This window comes from Jeotgalibacillus malaysiensis, assembly GCF_044789845.1.
Taxonomy (GTDB): Bacteria; Bacillota; Bacilli; order Bacillales; family Jeotgalibacillaceae; genus Jeotgalibacillus; species Jeotgalibacillus malaysiensis_A.
The window spans coordinates 42,501-58,285 of record NZ_CP085252.1; the positions used below are offsets into that span (position 1 = coordinate 42,501).

Below are 15,785 nucleotides of genomic sequence, written 5' to 3' on the forward strand. Positions count from 1 at the left end.
GAACGTCGTGAGACAGTTCGGTCCCTATCCGTCGTGGGCGCAGGAAATTTGAGAGGAGCTGTCCTTAGTACGAGAGGACCGGGATGGACGCACCGCTGGTGTACCAGTTGTCATGCCAATGGCATCGCTGGGTAGCTATGTGCGGACGGGATAAGTGCTGAAAGCATCTAAGCATGAAGCCCCCCTCAAGATGAGATTTCCCACACGCAAGTGGTAAGATCCCTGAAAGATGATCAGGTAGATAGGTTCGAGGTGGAAGCATGGTGACATGTGCAGCTGACGAATACTAATCGATCGAGGACTTAACCAATATAAGAAAGTGGAAGCGACTGGTCAGCTTTGAGAGCTGGTGGAAGCCTGAATGGGTGAGACGTCAGTCTCAGACAGGCAGGGTGAAGCAGCCGAAAAGCTAGGAGCTGAAACTGGACTAGGTTGATTCTCGGAATCCCTTACTTTGATGAACGTATCCAGTTTTGAAGGCGCGAGCCTTTATAGTCTAGTGATGACAGCGAAGAGGTCACACCCGTTCCCATGCCGAACACGGAAGTTAAGCTCTTCAGCGCCGATGGTAGTTGGGGGTTTCCCCCTGTGAGAGTAGGACGTCGCTAGGCAAACTGAGTCTTCCCCTGAGTGGGAGGGCTTTTTTTTTTATGTTTAAGGACAGAATCCCAAGGGCATGAAGGGCAAAGTGACGGAGACCTAAAGGCATTGAGGGCTGAAAGACAGAATCCAAAGGCATCAAGGGCAAAAGTCTGGAATCCTAATGTCATCAAGCGGTTGTGAATCCTTCAACCTGAGAGTCATTCCTTCAATCAAAAAATTGATACCTTCAATACCCCATTTGATTCCCTCAATCCAGAAATTATTTCTTCACCAGCCTGAAGTCTATCCTGTATTCCTTCATTCCTTCACTTAATTTCAATACAAACTTCATCACTTCCTTAAAGTATGAACGTAATTCCATCATCTTTCGCTACTATACTCAGCAGCTCATAAAACAAACAAAATGAAATAATGTTTGATTTATTATAAACATTAATATAATATGTTTACTAATTGATAAACTTTTAAAGGAAGTGTTTGTTTTGAGTGAGTTATTTTGGGAGGCTTCTGTTGAGGAGCTGGCGCTTGGGGTGAAGCAGGATGAGGGTGCTTATTGCTGTTTGGTTTGTGGTGAGCGCTTTGAAGAGGGTGAGATTTTTAAGGTTGCCGATCGGTTATTTGAAGCTTACCGGGCTGCGGAGCTTCACGTCCAGGCGGAGCATGAGTCGATGTTTGTGTATTTGATGAATATGGATAAGAAGTATACGGGTTTATCGGATCATCAGAAAGAGTTATTGTCGTATTTTAAGCAGGGGGTGTCTGATAGGGAAGCGGCGAAGCAGATTGGCGGTAGTCCTTCAACAATCCGGAATCACCGGTTTAAGTTTAAGGAAAAGGAAAAGCAGGCGCGTGTGTTTTTGGCGCTGATGCAGCTGTTGAAAGAGGAGAAGGGACCTGAGAGTCTCGTTCAGATACATAGGGGGGCGACGATGGTGGATGAGCGTTATGCGATTACGGCTGAAGAGCAGGAGAAGGTATTGAAGACATATTTTAAAGAGGACGGGACATTAAGTCAGTTTCCAAGTAAGGAAAAAAAGAAGATTGTGGTACTCCAGTATTTATCGAAAAAGTTTAATACGGGGCAGCAATATACGGAACGGGAAGTAAATGAAGTAATTAAGAAGGTATATGCTGATTTTGTCACGATTCGCCGTTATTTTATTGAATATGGGTTCATGGATCGGAATCAGGACGGCTCAGCTTATTGGATAAAATCGTAAAAAGCGGGTATAGTGAAGGTACAGGAGGTGTCTGTTGATGCTATACGTTATTGGCATTGTGGCCGGATTGATTGGGTTCGGTTTACTTGTTGATCGGAAGAAAAGCTCGCGGAAATACCTTGAACAGTATCGTAGTGGCGGGGAAGAAGCGCCTCAGCAGTATCAAATGGATAACGACCGGAAGACGACTAGTTTTTGACTTTAAATAAGCAGGGAGGAGAAAAGAATGTGGTGGATGATCATTCTTTTGATTCTAACTGTTATTGTGTTGGTCGGTGTGATATCAGATCGAAACCGTAAAAGAAAAGGGCTGGTTGTGTATAGTGATGTGAGAGAGCCTGAGGAAGCGCCTTCTGAACCGAAGCTTGAGGATGAACGGCGGTCAACGAGGCTCTGAGAAGTTTGTTGAGGAATTTCCTTCACGTTTAGGGATAAAAAGAATAGGATAGAGAGATTACTTTTTATCCGCAGTGTCTATACTGAGTGGTATGACATGCTGCGAAGTGGAGGAAAGTACATGAGACATTGCCGTGCGTGTGGAAGACGATACAACCGGGCGATCCGCCTGTCTTCAAAATTTATTTGCGTTTGGTGTGAACAGTCACTGATACAGCTGAAGCCTGAGGATCATGGATATGACAGGTGGATTCATCTTTTAAAAGAATAAGTATTGTCTGAAAGCCTGCCTTAGATGCGGGCTTTTTTGTATGCAATCAGCACGGCTTTAAAATAAATCATGATACAATAAAGAAATGATTTTACTAAAGGAGAACGTTATGAATCAGAATGAGAGACCACTTGTTGAGGCACTGCAAAAGCATATGAACCAGAAGCCTGTGTCCTTTCATGTGCCGGGTCATAAGAATGGCATGATTGGTGAGGTTGCGGGTCATTTTGGCGGGTGGGATCAGACAGAGATTTCAGGGCTTGATGATCTGCATGCGCCGGAGGGACCGATTGCAAAATCACAGGATTTATTGGCTCAGCATGCCGAGGCTTTAAAAAGCTATTTCCTTGTCAATGGTTCGACAACTGGGAACCTTGCTATGGTGATGAGTATATGTGAACCGGGGAGTCATTTGCTGGTTGCAGGAAATGCGCATAAATCGGTGATTCACGCATGTCGTCTGGCGCGGGTGAAACCGGTGTTTTTAACGTCTGAGGTCCATCCGGATTCTATAACACCGTCAGGCATTTCGCTTGATTTTCTAAAAGAGGCTATCAATCAATTTCCAGATGCTAAAGCTGTTTTACTGACGTACCCATCTTATTACGGTCATACCGGGCAGATGGAAGCAGTCATTGGGTTTGCCAAAAAGTCAGGACTTACCGTACTTGTTGATGAAGCACACGGGGCTCATTTTTCACTGCCGGGCTTTCCTGTTTCGTCACTTCAAATGGGGGCTGATGTTGTCGTGCAGTCCGCTCATAAAACGCTGCCGGCGCTGACGATGGGTTCATTTTTACATATCGGAAAAGACTTCGAACATAATCACAGAATTGAACAGCTGCTCGGAATGCTTCAGTCCAGCAGTCCATCCTACCCGATTATGGCATCGCTTGATGACGCGCGGTATTATGCCGCAACCTATTCGAGTGAAGATACAGCCTTTTTTAAAAGCAAGCGTATTGAATTAGTGAGCCGGCTTCGAAATATACAGCGTCTGACGGTCATTGAGCCGGAAGATCCGCTGAAGCTGATTGTCAGAATGGATGGCTTGAGCGGATATGATTTACAGGTTGCATGTGAAGAATGCGGGATCTATGCAGAACTTGCAGACCCGCTGCAGGTATTATGGACGCTGCCGCTTTTGAAAAAAGGGAATCAGGTGCAGTGGGATCATGTAGTTAAGTCACTCAATGAGATTGCCAAAACAGCTGCGTGGACAGATATTCCCAAGCCTGCACATGTCAAAAAAGCGATTACGACATTAGTTGTACATGATGCAGATGGTCTTCCTTATTCAGTGCTGCCCATTGAAAAAGGTGCAGGAAGGATTGCTGCTGAGACGATTACACCGTATCCACCGGGAATACCACTTGTGATTACAGGTGAACGGCTGACCGCTGAAAAATGTCATGAGCTGAACCGTCTTATGAAAATGAATATGCGTTTTCAGGGCGGATCACATCTAATAGAAGGAAAAATGAAGGTTGTGCAGGAGGATCTAAATGAATAAAGGTTTATTTATTACGTTAGAAGGACCAGAAGGAGCAGGAAAAACGACGGCTTCTGTTGAAATAAAGAAAGAGCTTGAATCGCTTGGCTATGATGTCTTACTGACGCGTGAGCCTGGCGGAATTAAAATTGCAGAGAAGATCAGAGAAGTGATTCTTGATCCATCCCATATTGAAATGGATAGCCGCACAGAAGCACTTTTATATGCTGCAGCCCGCAGACAGCATTTAGTTGAAAAGGTTAAGCCTGCGCTTGATGCAGGAAAAGTCGTCCTGTGTGACCGTTTTATCGACAGCTCACTCGCCTACCAGGGCTATGCAAGAGGTCTTGGTATTGATGAGGTATGGAGTATTAATCAATTTGCAATCGGCTCCATGATGCCTGACTGCACCCTGTACTTTGATATTTCGCCTGAAGAGGGGCTCGAGCGGATCGGGCAGAACGAAGGCCGAGAAGTGAACCGTCTGGATCTTGAAGGAATGGTTTTTCATAAAAAAGTATATGAGGGCTATCAGATTCTGCGGGAGCGTTTCCCGGAAAGAATGAGGCGGATTGATGCATCAGCGTCTCTTGAAGATGTTACAGCGGAGGCTGTTTCAGTACTGTCAGCGCTGTTAAAAAAATGAACGTTTCCGGAATGATTTCGTAAAATAAACGTATTATTGGTATAATAAAGACAGAACCTATTTAAAAGGAAGAGGGTGGAATGGATGAAACTTGTTGTCGCAATTGTGCAGGATCAGGATTCGAACCGTTTATCCACGGCATTAATGAAAAATAATTTCCGTGCTACAAAGCTTGCGAGTACCGGAGGATTCTTGAAGTCCGGAAATACGACATTTATGGTCGGTACAGAGGATGCGCGTGTAGATAAAGTATTAGAGGTGATCAATGACAGCTGTCGTTCAAGAGAACAGATGGTAGCCCCTGTCTCACCAATGGGCGGGAATGCGGATTCTTACATTCCTTATCCTGTAGAAGTTGAAGTTGGAGGAGCCACGGTTTTTGTACTTCCAATTGAGCAGTTTCACCAATTTTAAGGTAGTGGAGTGGAGATATGAAGATCAACCGTGATTTACGTGTGGGCGTTAATCAGCCCGGTAACAATCAACAGAACCTCACACCCTCCCAATTAAAATTTGGAGAACTTGTCGCAAAGCAGGACCAGAAACTTCAGTCTGAACAGCTGACCAGATTAATGGGGGAAGTGAATGCAGCAGGCGACAGACTCGCAAGATCGAGAAACTTTAAAGATCTGGCGAAGTTTAAAATGCTGGTTAAACGTTTTGTAAAAGAAACAGTTGAATATGGAATGAATTTAAAGCAGTCTCACTCCTGGAATGAATTTGGTGAGGGACGTAAGCTTCGTCTGGTTGAAACAATTGATGAGAAGCTGACTGAACTGACTGAAAGTGTTCTGAAGGGAGAAAAAGAATCGGTTGATGTGCTGGATCAAATCGGTGAAATTAAGGGACTACTCATTAATATATACACGTAGAAATGGGAGATAGTATGGCCGATATGCACCAGGACCTGGCATCACAGCAGCCGGTCGCAATGAAAATGCTGCAAAACAGTCTGCAAAAAGACCGTGTCGCGCACGCCTATCTGTTCGAAGGCGGTCGCGGCACAGGTAAAAAAGCCATGGCATTATTTCTTGCTAAAGGACTTTTCTGCAGACAGCCACATGAAGGTGAACCCTGTCATGCCTGTGAACAGTGCCGGAGAATCGACCAGGGCAATCATCCTGACGTTCACGTGATTGAGCCGGACGGACAGTCGATTAAAAAGGAACAGGTAAGGTTATTGCAGGAAGAGTTCAGTAAAACCGGTATGGAATCAATGAAAAAAGCATATATCATTAGCGGTGCTGATAAGATGACGGTTCAGGCTGCGAACTCTTTACTAAAGTTTTTAGAAGAACCGCATCCATCCACAACAGCGATTTTATTGACTGAGCAGATTCACCAGATGCTCCCGACTATACTTTCCAGGTGTCAGCACGTATCATTTCGACCGTTGACACCTGTTTTGTTTAAAGAAAAGCTGATCGCAGAGGATGTCCACCCAACAATGGCCTCACTTGTATCAAAATTAACCAATCAGGTTGATGAGGCAATGGAGCTTAGTGATGATGAGTGGTTTGTACAAGCTAGAAAAATCATGTTAAAATTATATGAAGTGCTAAAAGATGATCCCTTTGAAGCCATGATCAGGGTTCAAAGTGACTATCTTCCGCATTTTAAAGAGAAATCGCAAATTGACCAATCACTCGATTTGTTTCTTCTTATATATAAAGATCTCCTTTATATCCAAACGGACAAGCTCGATCACCTGTCGTACCCGGACTGGCTGGATACGTTTCGTACAGATGCACTCCAGACGTCAGCAAATCAGCTTACTCACCAGCTGACAGTGATACTCGAAGCGAAAACACAGCTACAGAGAAATATGAATACACAGCTGTTAATGGAACAGCTGATGCTTAAATTGCAGGGGGGATCTGCACTTGTATGAAGTAGTAGGCGTCCGTTTTAATAAAGCGGGCAAAATATATTATTTCGACCCGAACCAGCTTTCACTAAACGTAGATGAATACGTGATTGTCGAAACGGTACGCGGTGTGGAATACGGTAAAGTTGTCACTGAAGTCAGGAAAGTGGACAAGAATGACGTTGTGCTTCCGCTGAAAAAAATCGTCCGGATTGCTGAACAGAAGGATCGCCTTTCTGTACAGGAAAACAAGGAAGAAGCTGCTCATGCCTACAAGGTATGTTCAGAAAAGATCAGTGAGCACGATTTAGATATGAAGCTTGTTGACGTTGAATATACATTTGACCGCAATAAAGTAATTTTTTATTTTACAGCGGACGGACGGGTCGATTTCAGAAATCTGGTCAAAGACCTGGCGTCTGTTTTCAGAACAAGGATTGAACTGAGACAGATCGGTGTTCGTGATGAAGCAAAAATGCTTGGTGGTATTGGGCCATGCGGGCGTATGCTTTGCTGTTCAACTTTTCTCGGTGATTTTGAGCCTGTGTCGATTAAAATGGCAAAGGATCAGAACCTTTCTCTTAACCCGGCGAAAATTTCAGGTCTGTGCGGACGCTTAATGTGCTGCCTGAAATACGAAAACGACGAGTACGAACAGGCAAAAGAAGAAATGCCTGACCTTGGTGCATTCGTTCAGACACCTGAAGGTAAAGGGAAAGTAGTCGGATTGAATATGCTTGAGCGCGTCCTTCAGATCGAAATGAAGGAGCAGGACCGTACGCTAGAGTATACGCTTGAAGAAATTATGAATCACGATATTGCGTCAATTCAAGCCACAGAGTAACGGGGTGGAGTTCGTGGATAAGAAGGAGTTCTTTGATTCAGTATCCAATATGGAACAGCAGATTGGTCAGTTATACCAGCAGCTTGGCGAACTGAAGCATCATCTGGCTGACATGATGGAAGAGAATCATTCGCTGCAGATCGAAAATGAACATCTGCGCAGAAGACTTGAACAGCTCGGGAATGACACAGCAGTTCCCGAAGGTAAGGCTGATGCCGGCAAAGCTGCGGGTCCAAGCACAGATGTTGGTGAAGGATACGATAACCTTGCCCGTCTTTATCATGAAGGCTTCCACATTTGTAACATTCACTTTGGAAGCCCGCGCAAGGATGAAGACTGCCTGTTCTGTCTTTCATTTTTAACGAAAAAATAAGAGCGCTGGCATTACGCCGCCTGTTACATAACAGGCGGGCGTCCTGCCGGGCTTTTTTTGTGTAGAATGTGTGGGGGGAGATGGATGAAAGGCTGATGAAGGCACTGTTTGGTTGATTGAGGTAGGTGAGTTTGCTATCGGGTGCTGTATGCGGCCGATCGGGGTAGGTGATCGCACTATCGAATGTCGTATCCTGCCGATTGAGGTATCTCACAATGCCACTGAGTGCTGTAATCCCATCAATTGACTGCAGTAACCTCACAGTCACGCACTTTTCCATCCTGCAAAACGCATTATCAATAGAAAAGAGGATCACAACATGCAATTAATTGGTGATGAGCGGCTGGATTACCTTCTGGCTGAAGAATTAAGAATTATCCAAAGTCCATCAGTCTTTTCCTTTTCGCTCGATGCTGTCCTGCTCGCGCGCTTTGTACAGGTTCCGATCAGAAAAGGAAGTCTGATTGATCTTTGTTCAGGAAATGGTGTAATCCCGCTTATTTTAAGTACAAGGACAAACGGCTCAATCACAGGTGTTGAAATCCAGGACAGACTTGCAGATATGGCAAACAGAAGCATTGAACATAATGAACTCACGCAGCAGATCCGGATGATTTGTGAGGACTTAAATACAGTTTCGCCAAAGCTCGGGTATGCAAAGCATGATGTCGTCACTTGCAACCCGCCTTATTTTACAACACCGGGTAAAGATGAGCTGAATGAAAATGAACATTTAACAATCGCACGACATGAAATTATGTGCACGCTTGAAGATACGATCCGTGTCAGCAGTGGGCTGTTAAAGCAGGGTGGAAAAGCGGCATTTGTTCATCGGCCCGGCAGACTGCTTGATCTGATTACATTAATGAGAAAGTATCGTCTCGAGCCGAAAAGAATCCAGTTTGTTTATCCAAAAGAGGGTAAGGAAGCCAATACGATTTTAGTAGAGGCAGCAAAAGACGGCAAACCTGATGTGAAAATTCTGCCGCCGCTCATCGTTTATAAAGAGAATAATGAATACACGGACGAAATGAAGGAGATTTTATATGGAAGCAGAGGCTAACCATTTCTTCTACGTACTGAAGTGTAAGGACGGTTCTTACTACGGCGGGTACACAATTGATCTCGAGCGGCGCCTGTCTCAGCACAACGGGGGCACCGCTTCTAAATATACAAGAACAAGGCGCCCTGTCGAAATGATTCACCATGAATCATTTTGTACAAAAAGAGAAGCTATGCAGGCTGAGTACTGGTTCAAAAAGAAATCCAGAACGCAGAAGGATCTGTATTTAAAAGAAAGGAGTGAAGAGCATGCACACACAAAAAAGTTTTCAGCATGCGAGTGAGGGCAGGCTCTATCTTGTGCCAACGCCGATCGGAAATTTAGAGGATATGACGTTCAGAGCAGTGAATATTTTAAAAGAGGCTGACCTGATCGCTGCAGAGGATACGCGTAATACAAAAAACCTGTGCCGTCATTTTGAGATTGAGACTAAGCTTGTCAGTTATCATGATCATAATAAAGAAGAAAGCGGCCGGAAATTGCTCGCAGACCTTCATGATGGGAAACAGATTGCCCTTGTGACAGATGCAGGAACACCCTGTATTTCAGATCCGGGTTATGAGCTTGTGAAGCAGTGTGTAGAAGAAGGGGTTAATGTCGTGCCATTACCGGGAGCAAATGCGGCCGTGACTGCACTGATTGCATCAGGCCTGAAGCCTCAGCCATTTTATTACTACGGCTTTTTACCGCGTCAGAAAAAAGAGAAGCGGGAAGAGCTGGCATTTCTATCGACAATCCCTGCGACATTTATCCTGTATGAATCTCCTCACAGACTGAAGGAAACTTTGAAGGAAATGCAGGATGCGCTGGGTGAAGAACGTCAGATGTCCGTTTCGCGTGAGCTGACGAAAAAGTTCGAGGAATTCGTGCGCGGAACGATAGGCGAATGTCTGGAATGGGCTGAAGAAACGGAGCTGCGCGGTGAGTTTTGTCTGGTCATTGAAGGTGCAGCGCGTGATGAGTGGCAGCAGGATGAGGAGATCTGGTGGTCTGAATTGTCACTGACTCAGCATGTCGAACATTATATTCAGCAAAAATCCTTGACGTCAAAAGCAGCCATTAAAGAGACTGCAAAAGACCGGGGGCTTCCGAAGCGGGATGTATATCAGGATTATCATGTAGATCATTAGACTTGAGATCACTGTGAAGGTGGTCTTTTTTATTTGAGTGGTGGAGCACGTATGGATGGGTGCGGATGAATTGGATCATCTATGAGGATATATGGTTCAGCTCTTCTGTTGATTTGGCTCATCCCGCCCATTTTTTGCATCAGCGCCGAAAGTATGACGCGTATTTGAGACATCGCCCGGGTTAATTGGCTCACCAATCCGATTATTCGGCTCACCTCTACAGGTAATTGAACGCCGCGCCCGCCACCTCTCGCACAATAAAAAAACTGCTCCACTAAGGGAGCAGTGAAAAATTCTTATGAATTAAGCACCTTGTAGGTTGCTTTGGATTTCCTTGATTAGCATTTCAGCGCCTTCACGGCTAAGGACAAGCTTTCCGCCTGCAAGCTTAAGGTTGTCGTCTGAAACTTCACCAGTGATCTGGCAAGTCATACTCGGCTTGTACTTTTTCAGGATGATTTTTTCGTCATCCACATAAATTTCCAATGCGTCTTTTTCTGCAATTCCAAGTGTACGGCGAAGTTCGATTGGAATCACCACTCGGCCTAATTCGTCTACTTTACGTACAATTCCAGTTGATTTCATGATTAAAAATCCCCTCTCAAAGGTATATTTGTTTTTTCTCTCTTATAATTCGTCAAGTTTCGACATTTTTCTCTCTATTTTTATATCATACCAACGTTTCCCAAATCAGTCAATACATATTTTCTCGCAAATGTGCCGATAATGAAATATTACAAAAGCCTTTCGTATCAGCGACTACAAGTGATTGAAAATATTACCTTCTACAATATTCACTATAACATGTAATAACTGTAAGTGTAAATAAAATTGTTTTGAATTCAAGCTATTTCGTGTTTCGACAAAAGTGACATACTAATTCGACAAAAGTGGGGAGTATTTACTGCGGAGCCTGTGGCGGTTGCATTCACTTCCTATTTCGGGTATATTTTTTTACATATGAAAACGCGTCAGAGCTGAGTTTCTGATGCTGATCGAAGGAGGATAAACAGTGAGTCAGCCGAATAATACGTTTTATATTACAACACCAATTTACTACCCGAGCGGCAAGCTGCATATCGGGCATGCATATACAACAGTAGCAGGAGACGCAATGGCACGTTATAAGCGTCTTTTAGGGTTTGATGTCATGTACCTGACTGGGACGGACGAGCATGGTCAGAAAATCCAGGAAAAAGCAAAAGAGCAGGGGATCTCTCCACAGGTTTATGTCGATGAGATCGTGGAAGGCATTCAGGATCTGTGGAAAAAGATGGACATCTCTTATGATGATTTCATCCGTACAACAGAAGAACGCCATAAAACTGTTGTCGAAAAGATTTTCAAACAGCTGCATGACCAGGGGGATATTTATCTTGGTGAATATGAAGGCTGGTATTCAATCCCGGATGAAACCTTCTATACTGAAACGCAGCTTGAAGATAAAGAGCTCGACAGTGAGGGAAATGTCATTGGCGGTAAGAGCCCGGATAGCGGCCACCCTGTTGAAAAGGTACGTGAAGAGTCTTATTTCTTCCGTATGAGTAAATACGCGGACCGCCTTGTAAAGTATTACGAAGAGAATCCCGCATTTATTCAGCCGGAATCGCGAAAAAATGAAATGCTGAATAACTTTATTAAGCCGGGCCTTGAAGATCTGGCTGTTTCAAGAACGACATTTGACTGGGGCGTAAAGGTTCCCGGGGATCCTAAGCACGTCGTGTATGTATGGATTGATGCACTGTCTAACTATATTACAGCACTCGGCTACGGTTCAGAAAATGATGAGCGTTTCCGTCAGTTCTGGCCGGCGGACGTTCACCTGATGAGTAAAGAGATTGTCCGCTTCCATACCATTTACTGGCCAATTATGCTGATGGCGCTTGATCTGCCGCTGCCTAAGCAGGTATTTGCCCACGGCTGGCTATTAATGAAGGACGGAAAAATGTCCAAGTCAAAAGGTAACGTCGTTGATCCTGTTACACTCATTGACCGCTATGGTCTGGATGCACTTCGTTATTATCTGCTTCGTGAAGTGCCATTTGGCTCTGACGGTATTTTCACACCTGAAGGATTCGTTGAGCGGGTGAATTTTGACCTTGCCAATGACCTTGGTAACCTGTTGAACCGTACAGTTGCGATGGTAAATAAATATTTTGACGGTGAAATTCCTGTCTATCAGGGCTCAGCGGGTCCTTTTGATAAGGAATTACTTCAGTCAAATGAAGAAACGGTTGAAAAATTCCAGGAATCAATGGAAAACATGGAATTCTCCGTTGCACTTGCGACTGTCTGGCAGCTGATCAGCCGTGCAAACAAGTATATAGATGAAACACAGCCATGGGTGCTTGCAAAAGATGAAGCGAAGAAGGAAGAGCTTGGTCATGTGATGAATCATTTAGCTGAAACATTACGTCGCGTAGCCGTCTTACTTCAGCCATTTATGACTGAAACGCCAAAGCGCATCCTGTCCCAGCTTCAGCTTGATGAGACACACCTGAAATGGGAAACACTCGAAAGCTTTGGCGCAATTCCTGCCGGCACAAAGGTTGTCGCTAAAGGGGAGCCGATCTTCCCGCGTCTTGATGTAACAGAGGAAGCAGCTTACATTAAGGAGAAAATGGCTGGTACGGCGCCTGCTCCTGCAGAAGAGCCGGTTGAGCTTGAAGAGGAAATTACATTCGATGATTTCATGAAAGTGGATCTTCGCGTTGCAACTGTAACAGCGTGTGAGCCTGTGAAGAAAACAGATAAGCTCTTAAAGCTGCAGCTGGATCTCGGCTTTGAAAAGCGTCAGGTTGTTTCAGGTATTGCAAAGTTCTACAAGCCTGAAGAGCTGATCGGTAAAAAGGTTGTCTGCGTAACAAACCTGAAGCCGGTTAAGCTTCGCGGGGAATTGTCTGAAGGCATGATCCTTGCAGGTGAGAAGGATGGAGTCCTATCACTTGCGCATGTAGCAGAAAACCTGGAAAATGGGGCACGTGTTAAATAATTGAATGAATGAAGAGAGGGATTCGTTCCTCTCTTCTTTTTGTTTTGTCTTAACAAAGTTGGCTGATGATTTCCGCTTCAGGGGGACGCTTTCCGTGGCCGGGCGGTGAGCCCGCAGGCTTCGCCATGCTCGGTCTCACACGTCCCTTCCTGCCACAGGAGTCGACCCCTTCCGCTTCAATCATCAGCTGTGCAGAAACAAGAATGGATTTTAATAAATCTAAGAGAGAATCAATTCTTCATAAGTTGAAGTATCTGGTTCTTATGTTTCTTATGTGTCTTAAATATTACATCTGTGTAACGAACTATAACAATAGAAGAAACCCGTCATCAATTTGTGTTTTATATGTCATTGGATTGTATTTACCAATAAATAGACGGTTATTGTTATAAATTATCCTGATATAAAAATTCAGATAATTAAAGTCTATCTTTAAGGGTTTTTAGGTAAAGGAATTACTTTTGATTCAATACTATTCAGTGAACAACGCATAACTGTTTGGTAATGTGTATTTTAATCGGGTTGTTAATTTGTTAATAGATTGTTACATGGCTGTGATGTATGACATATGGATTTTTAATACACTAAATTTGCTGTGAAGGAGAGGATACAATGTTATTCGATACACACGTTCACTTAAATGCAGATCAGTTTGAAGATGATCTTGATGAAGTGATACAGCGAGCAAAGGAAAATGACGTTGAATTCATGACGGTAGTCGGCTTTGACCGGAAGACAATAAAAAAGGCGATGGAGCTTGCTGAGACGCACGATTTCATCTATGCCGCAATTGGCTGGCACCCGGTAGATGCAATTGATATGACTGACGAGGACCTGGAGTGGATTGAAGAACTTGCTGCTCATCCGAAGGTCGTTGCAATTGGGGAAACGGGCCTTGATTATCACTGGGATAAATCCCCGCATGATGTTCAGAAAGACGTATTTAAAAAGCAGATTCATTTAGCTAAAAAAGTAAAGCTTCCAATCGTCATTCATAACCGTGAAGCGACACAGGATGTTGTAGATATCCTGAGAGAAGAACACGCTGAAGAAGTAGGCGGCATTATGCACTGTTACAGCGGAAGTGTTGAAATCGCAAAGCAGTGTATTGATCTGAACTTCATGATTTCTCTTGGCGGCCCCGTTACATTTAAAAATGCGAAGAAGCCGAAAGAAGTGGCTGAGGAGATCGATCTTGAATACCTGCTGATCGAAACGGACGCACCTTTCTTAGCACCGCACCCGAATCGCGGGAAGCGGAATGAGCCGGCATATGTGAAGCTGGTAGCAGAACAAATTGCTGAATTAAAAGGTATTTCCTACGAAGAAGTTGGAAAGCGTACGACAGAAAACGCAAAAAAAATTTATCAGCTAAAATAAATGATTTTAAGCTTTAGGTAAAATTGAGCACGTTTGTGCGACATCTTTTGCGTAATACCAACGTTCAGTTGTCGATAAAAAATCCTTTTCAGGCTGAAAAACGGTCTGCATAATTGGGACATATATCCCCTGCGCAGGGAAAATGTCTCAAATTCTGAGGTTGACAATCTGTTCGGATAGTCTTTATAATCACTCGGAGTAAAGGAGGAGTTTTTCATGCAATCAGAAAAAAACATGAAAAACCTGTTTCCAAAGTCTATGAGTAAGAGGAACTGGGTCTATTCTTTAGTAACTTTAACGGTATTTGTTTTAGTTGTTGGTTTCCTTTTTCAGGAAGGTATGAAGAAGACAGTAGCCCTTTCCTTAAATGGTGAAGAGCAATTGGTGCGCACAAACGCTGCCACTGTTGAAGATATATTTGCAGAGCTAGAAATGGATATTCACTCAGAGGACTATTTATACCCCTCAGGCGATACGGAGATCTACCATGATATGACCGTACGCTATAGAGCGGCGAAACAGGTGTCATTTGATTTAGGCGGAGAGACGCAGGAAATCATGACAAATGCCCAAACCGTAGGAGAGTTCCTGCGTAAAGAACAGTTAGAAGTAAGTGACGTAGACAAGCTGTCGCATGCACTGGATGAAAGTATTGAGGAAGATATGACACTTTCACTTGAAAAAGCTTTCGTATGGACACTTGTAAATGGGACTGACAAAGAAGAGGTTTGGTCGACTTCGATCACCGTCGCTGACTTTTTAAAACAGCATGAGATTAAGCTGGATCAAGATGATCGCGTAGAACCATCTGAAGACACTATGTTGACGGAGGGCGCTACTGTGAAGATCGTCCACGTTGATAAGGTCACCGATGTGGTGGAAGAGACGAAGGACTTCAGTGTGGAACAGAAAGATGACAATACATTAGCCGAGGGTTCTGAAAAGGTTGTTCAGGAAGGCGAAGAAGGTCTGATTGAAAAAACATACGAAGTTGTAAAAGAAAACGGGAAAGAAGTATCCCGTGATTTGAAAGAAGAAAAGACTGTAAAAGAAAGTAAAAATAAAGTTGTTGCCATTGGCACAAAGAAGCCTGTTGTTGCCAGCGTTCCACGTGAAACAACGAAAAAAGCAGCAGCTGTAACGCCGGCTGCATCATCAGCAGAAGCATCATCGCAGCCAGCCCAGACGGCATCATCATCTGAGCCGTCAGGCCGTGAAATGACAATGAGTTCAACAGCATACACAGCATCTTGTGCTGGCTGCTCAGGTATCACAGCTACAGGGATCAACCTGAAAGCAAATCCTGGTATGAAAGTCATTGCTGTAGATCCGTCTGTTATCCCACTTGGATCACGCGTATATGTTGAAGGCTATGGCTATGCTATCGCCGGAGATACAGGTGGCGCGATTAAAGGGAACAAGATTGATATCTTTATCGCTGACCGTGCTTCAGCACTTGCATGGGGTAATAGAACAGTAAAAGTAACGGTTATGCCGTAGCCAGCTAT

18 protein-coding genes and 2 rRNA genes (1 of these 20 only partly in view) are annotated in these 15,785 nt (G+C 44.1%); 19 read left to right on the forward strand and 1 reads right to left on the reverse strand.

What is annotated here, in order from left to right; all coding sequences use genetic code 11:
- From LG330_RS00200 to rsmI, 16 genes are all read left to right on the forward strand, one after another.
- Window positions 1-310, forward strand: a 23S ribosomal RNA gene (locus tag LG330_RS00200) (it extends 2,617 nt beyond the left edge of the window).
- 185 nt (window positions 311-495) lie between these two features.
- Window positions 496-611, forward strand: a 5S ribosomal RNA gene (rrf, locus tag LG330_RS00205).
- Between the two features lie 465 nt (window positions 612-1,076).
- Complete coding sequence (locus tag LG330_RS00210) at window positions 1,077-1,823, forward strand: DUF2087 domain-containing protein (protein WP_404406588.1); 747 nt, start codon at window positions 1,077-1,079, stop codon at window positions 1,821-1,823.
- Window positions 1,824-1,860: 37 nt separating this feature from the next.
- On the forward strand, window positions 1,861-2,022 hold the full coding sequence (locus LG330_RS00215) for a hypothetical protein (RefSeq protein WP_404406590.1): 162 nt from the start codon (window positions 1,861-1,863) through the stop codon (window positions 2,020-2,022).
- Window positions 2,023-2,049: 27 nt separating this feature from the next.
- On the forward strand, window positions 2,050-2,220 hold the full coding sequence (locus tag LG330_RS00220; RefSeq protein ID WP_404406592.1) for a hypothetical protein: 171 nt from the start codon (window positions 2,050-2,052) through the stop codon (window positions 2,218-2,220).
- A gap of 120 nt (window positions 2,221-2,340) precedes the next feature.
- Complete coding sequence (locus LG330_RS00225; protein WP_162182126.1) at window positions 2,341-2,490, forward strand: sigma factor G inhibitor Gin; 150 nt, start codon at window positions 2,341-2,343, stop codon at window positions 2,488-2,490.
- 109 nt (window positions 2,491-2,599) lie between these two features.
- The gene (locus LG330_RS00230) at window positions 2,600-4,003 is read left to right on the forward strand and encodes an aminotransferase class I/II-fold pyridoxal phosphate-dependent enzyme (protein WP_404406594.1); all 1,404 of its coding nucleotides are present in this window, start codon (window positions 2,600-2,602) and stop codon (window positions 4,001-4,003) included.
- Entirely contained in the window at window positions 3,996-4,628 is a 633-nt protein-coding gene (tmk, locus tag LG330_RS00235) for a dTMP kinase (RefSeq protein WP_404406596.1), read from the forward strand. Before LG330_RS00230 ends, tmk begins: the two co-directional genes overlap by 8 nt.
- 84 nt (window positions 4,629-4,712) lie before the next feature.
- Window positions 4,713-5,042 (forward strand): cyclic-di-AMP receptor, encoded by a 330-nt coding sequence (locus LG330_RS00240; protein ID WP_039806128.1) that lies wholly within the window; start codon window positions 4,713-4,715, stop codon window positions 5,040-5,042.
- A 17-nt stretch (window positions 5,043-5,059) separates the two neighbouring features.
- The gene (locus LG330_RS00245; protein ID WP_404406598.1) at window positions 5,060-5,500 is read left to right on the forward strand and encodes a YaaR family protein; all 441 of its coding nucleotides are present in this window, start codon (window positions 5,060-5,062) and stop codon (window positions 5,498-5,500) included.
- A gap of 14 nt (window positions 5,501-5,514) precedes the next feature.
- Window positions 5,515-6,519, forward strand: a complete 1,005-nt coding sequence (holB, locus tag LG330_RS00250) for a DNA polymerase III subunit delta' (RefSeq protein ID WP_404406600.1) — start codon at window positions 5,515-5,517, stop codon at window positions 6,517-6,519.
- Complete coding sequence (locus LG330_RS00255; RefSeq protein WP_404406602.1) at window positions 6,512-7,339, forward strand: stage 0 sporulation family protein; 828 nt, start codon at window positions 6,512-6,514, stop codon at window positions 7,337-7,339. Before holB ends, LG330_RS00255 begins: the two co-directional genes overlap by 8 nt.
- Before the next feature lie 13 nt (window positions 7,340-7,352).
- A complete protein-coding gene (gene yabA / locus LG330_RS00260; RefSeq protein ID WP_404406604.1) occupies window positions 7,353-7,712 on the forward strand; it encodes a DNA replication initiation control protein YabA in 360 nt (119 codons plus the stop codon).
- 319 nt (window positions 7,713-8,031) lie between these two features.
- Window positions 8,032-8,775 (forward strand): tRNA1(Val) (adenine(37)-N6)-methyltransferase, encoded by a 744-nt coding sequence (locus tag LG330_RS00265; protein ID WP_404406606.1) that lies wholly within the window; start codon window positions 8,032-8,034, stop codon window positions 8,773-8,775.
- On the forward strand, window positions 8,759-9,058 hold the full coding sequence (locus LG330_RS00270) for a GIY-YIG nuclease family protein (RefSeq protein ID WP_404406608.1): 300 nt from the start codon (window positions 8,759-8,761) through the stop codon (window positions 9,056-9,058). The genes LG330_RS00265 and LG330_RS00270 overlap by 17 nt, the downstream gene beginning before the upstream one ends.
- The gene (rsmI, locus tag LG330_RS00275) at window positions 9,024-9,905 is read left to right on the forward strand and encodes a 16S rRNA (cytidine(1402)-2'-O)-methyltransferase (RefSeq protein ID WP_404406610.1); all 882 of its coding nucleotides are present in this window, start codon (window positions 9,024-9,026) and stop codon (window positions 9,903-9,905) included. The genes LG330_RS00270 and rsmI overlap by 35 nt, the downstream gene beginning before the upstream one ends.
- Before the next feature lie 303 nt (window positions 9,906-10,208).
- On the opposite strand, the gene LG330_RS00280 is transcribed toward rsmI, so the two are convergent.
- Window positions 10,209-10,490, reverse strand: a complete 282-nt coding sequence (locus LG330_RS00280) for an AbrB/MazE/SpoVT family DNA-binding domain-containing protein (protein WP_039806138.1) — start codon at window positions 10,488-10,490, stop codon at window positions 10,209-10,211.
- Window positions 10,491-10,917: 427 nt separating this feature from the next.
- Here LG330_RS00280 and metG point away from each other — a divergent pair, with 427 nt between their 5' ends.
- The 3 genes from metG (at window position 10,918) to LG330_RS00295 (ending at window position 15,777) form a co-directional block, all read left to right on the forward strand.
- Window positions 10,918-12,897, forward strand: coding sequence for a methionine--tRNA ligase (gene metG, locus LG330_RS00285; protein ID WP_404406612.1), 1,980 nt, complete (start codon window positions 10,918-10,920; stop codon window positions 12,895-12,897).
- A 612-nt stretch (window positions 12,898-13,509) separates the two neighbouring features.
- The gene (locus LG330_RS00290) at window positions 13,510-14,277 is read left to right on the forward strand and encodes a TatD family hydrolase (RefSeq protein WP_404406614.1); all 768 of its coding nucleotides are present in this window, start codon (window positions 13,510-13,512) and stop codon (window positions 14,275-14,277) included.
- Window positions 14,278-14,493: 216 nt separating this feature from the next.
- Entirely contained in the window at window positions 14,494-15,777 is a 1,284-nt protein-coding gene (locus LG330_RS00295) for a ubiquitin-like domain-containing protein (protein WP_404406616.1), read from the forward strand.
- Window positions 15,778-15,785: the final 8 nt, after the last annotated feature.

Coding starts and splice junctions, on each gene's coding strand:
- LG330_RS00290 (WP_404406614.1), top strand. CDS start 13,510: ATGTTATTCGATACACACGTTCACTTAAATGCAGATCAGTTTGAAGAT.
- tmk (WP_404406596.1), top strand. CDS start 3,996: ATGAATAAAGGTTTATTTATTACGTTAGAAGGACCAGAAGGAGCAGGA.
- LG330_RS00270 (WP_404406608.1), top strand. CDS start 8,759: ATGGAAGCAGAGGCTAACCATTTCTTCTACGTACTGAAGTGTAAGGAC.
- LG330_RS00225 (WP_162182126.1), top strand. CDS start 2,341: ATGAGACATTGCCGTGCGTGTGGAAGACGATACAACCGGGCGATCCGC.
- rsmI (WP_404406610.1), top strand. CDS start 9,024: ATGCACACACAAAAAAGTTTTCAGCATGCGAGTGAGGGCAGGCTCTAT.
- LG330_RS00215 (WP_404406590.1), top strand. CDS start 1,861: ATGCTATACGTTATTGGCATTGTGGCCGGATTGATTGGGTTCGGTTTA.
- LG330_RS00265 (WP_404406606.1), top strand. CDS start 8,032: ATGCAATTAATTGGTGATGAGCGGCTGGATTACCTTCTGGCTGAAGAA.
- LG330_RS00230 (WP_404406594.1), top strand. CDS start 2,600: ATGAATCAGAATGAGAGACCACTTGTTGAGGCACTGCAAAAGCATATG.
- LG330_RS00220 (WP_404406592.1), top strand. CDS start 2,050: ATGTGGTGGATGATCATTCTTTTGATTCTAACTGTTATTGTGTTGGTC.
- LG330_RS00295 (WP_404406616.1), top strand. CDS start 14,494: ATGCAATCAGAAAAAAACATGAAAAACCTGTTTCCAAAGTCTATGAGT.
- LG330_RS00280 (WP_039806138.1), bottom strand. CDS start 10,490: ATGAAATCAACTGGAATTGTACGTAAAGTAGACGAATTAGGCCGAGTG.
- holB (WP_404406600.1), top strand. CDS start 5,515: ATGGCCGATATGCACCAGGACCTGGCATCACAGCAGCCGGTCGCAATG.
- LG330_RS00245 (WP_404406598.1), top strand. CDS start 5,060: ATGAAGATCAACCGTGATTTACGTGTGGGCGTTAATCAGCCCGGTAAC.
- LG330_RS00240 (WP_039806128.1), top strand. CDS start 4,713: ATGAAACTTGTTGTCGCAATTGTGCAGGATCAGGATTCGAACCGTTTA.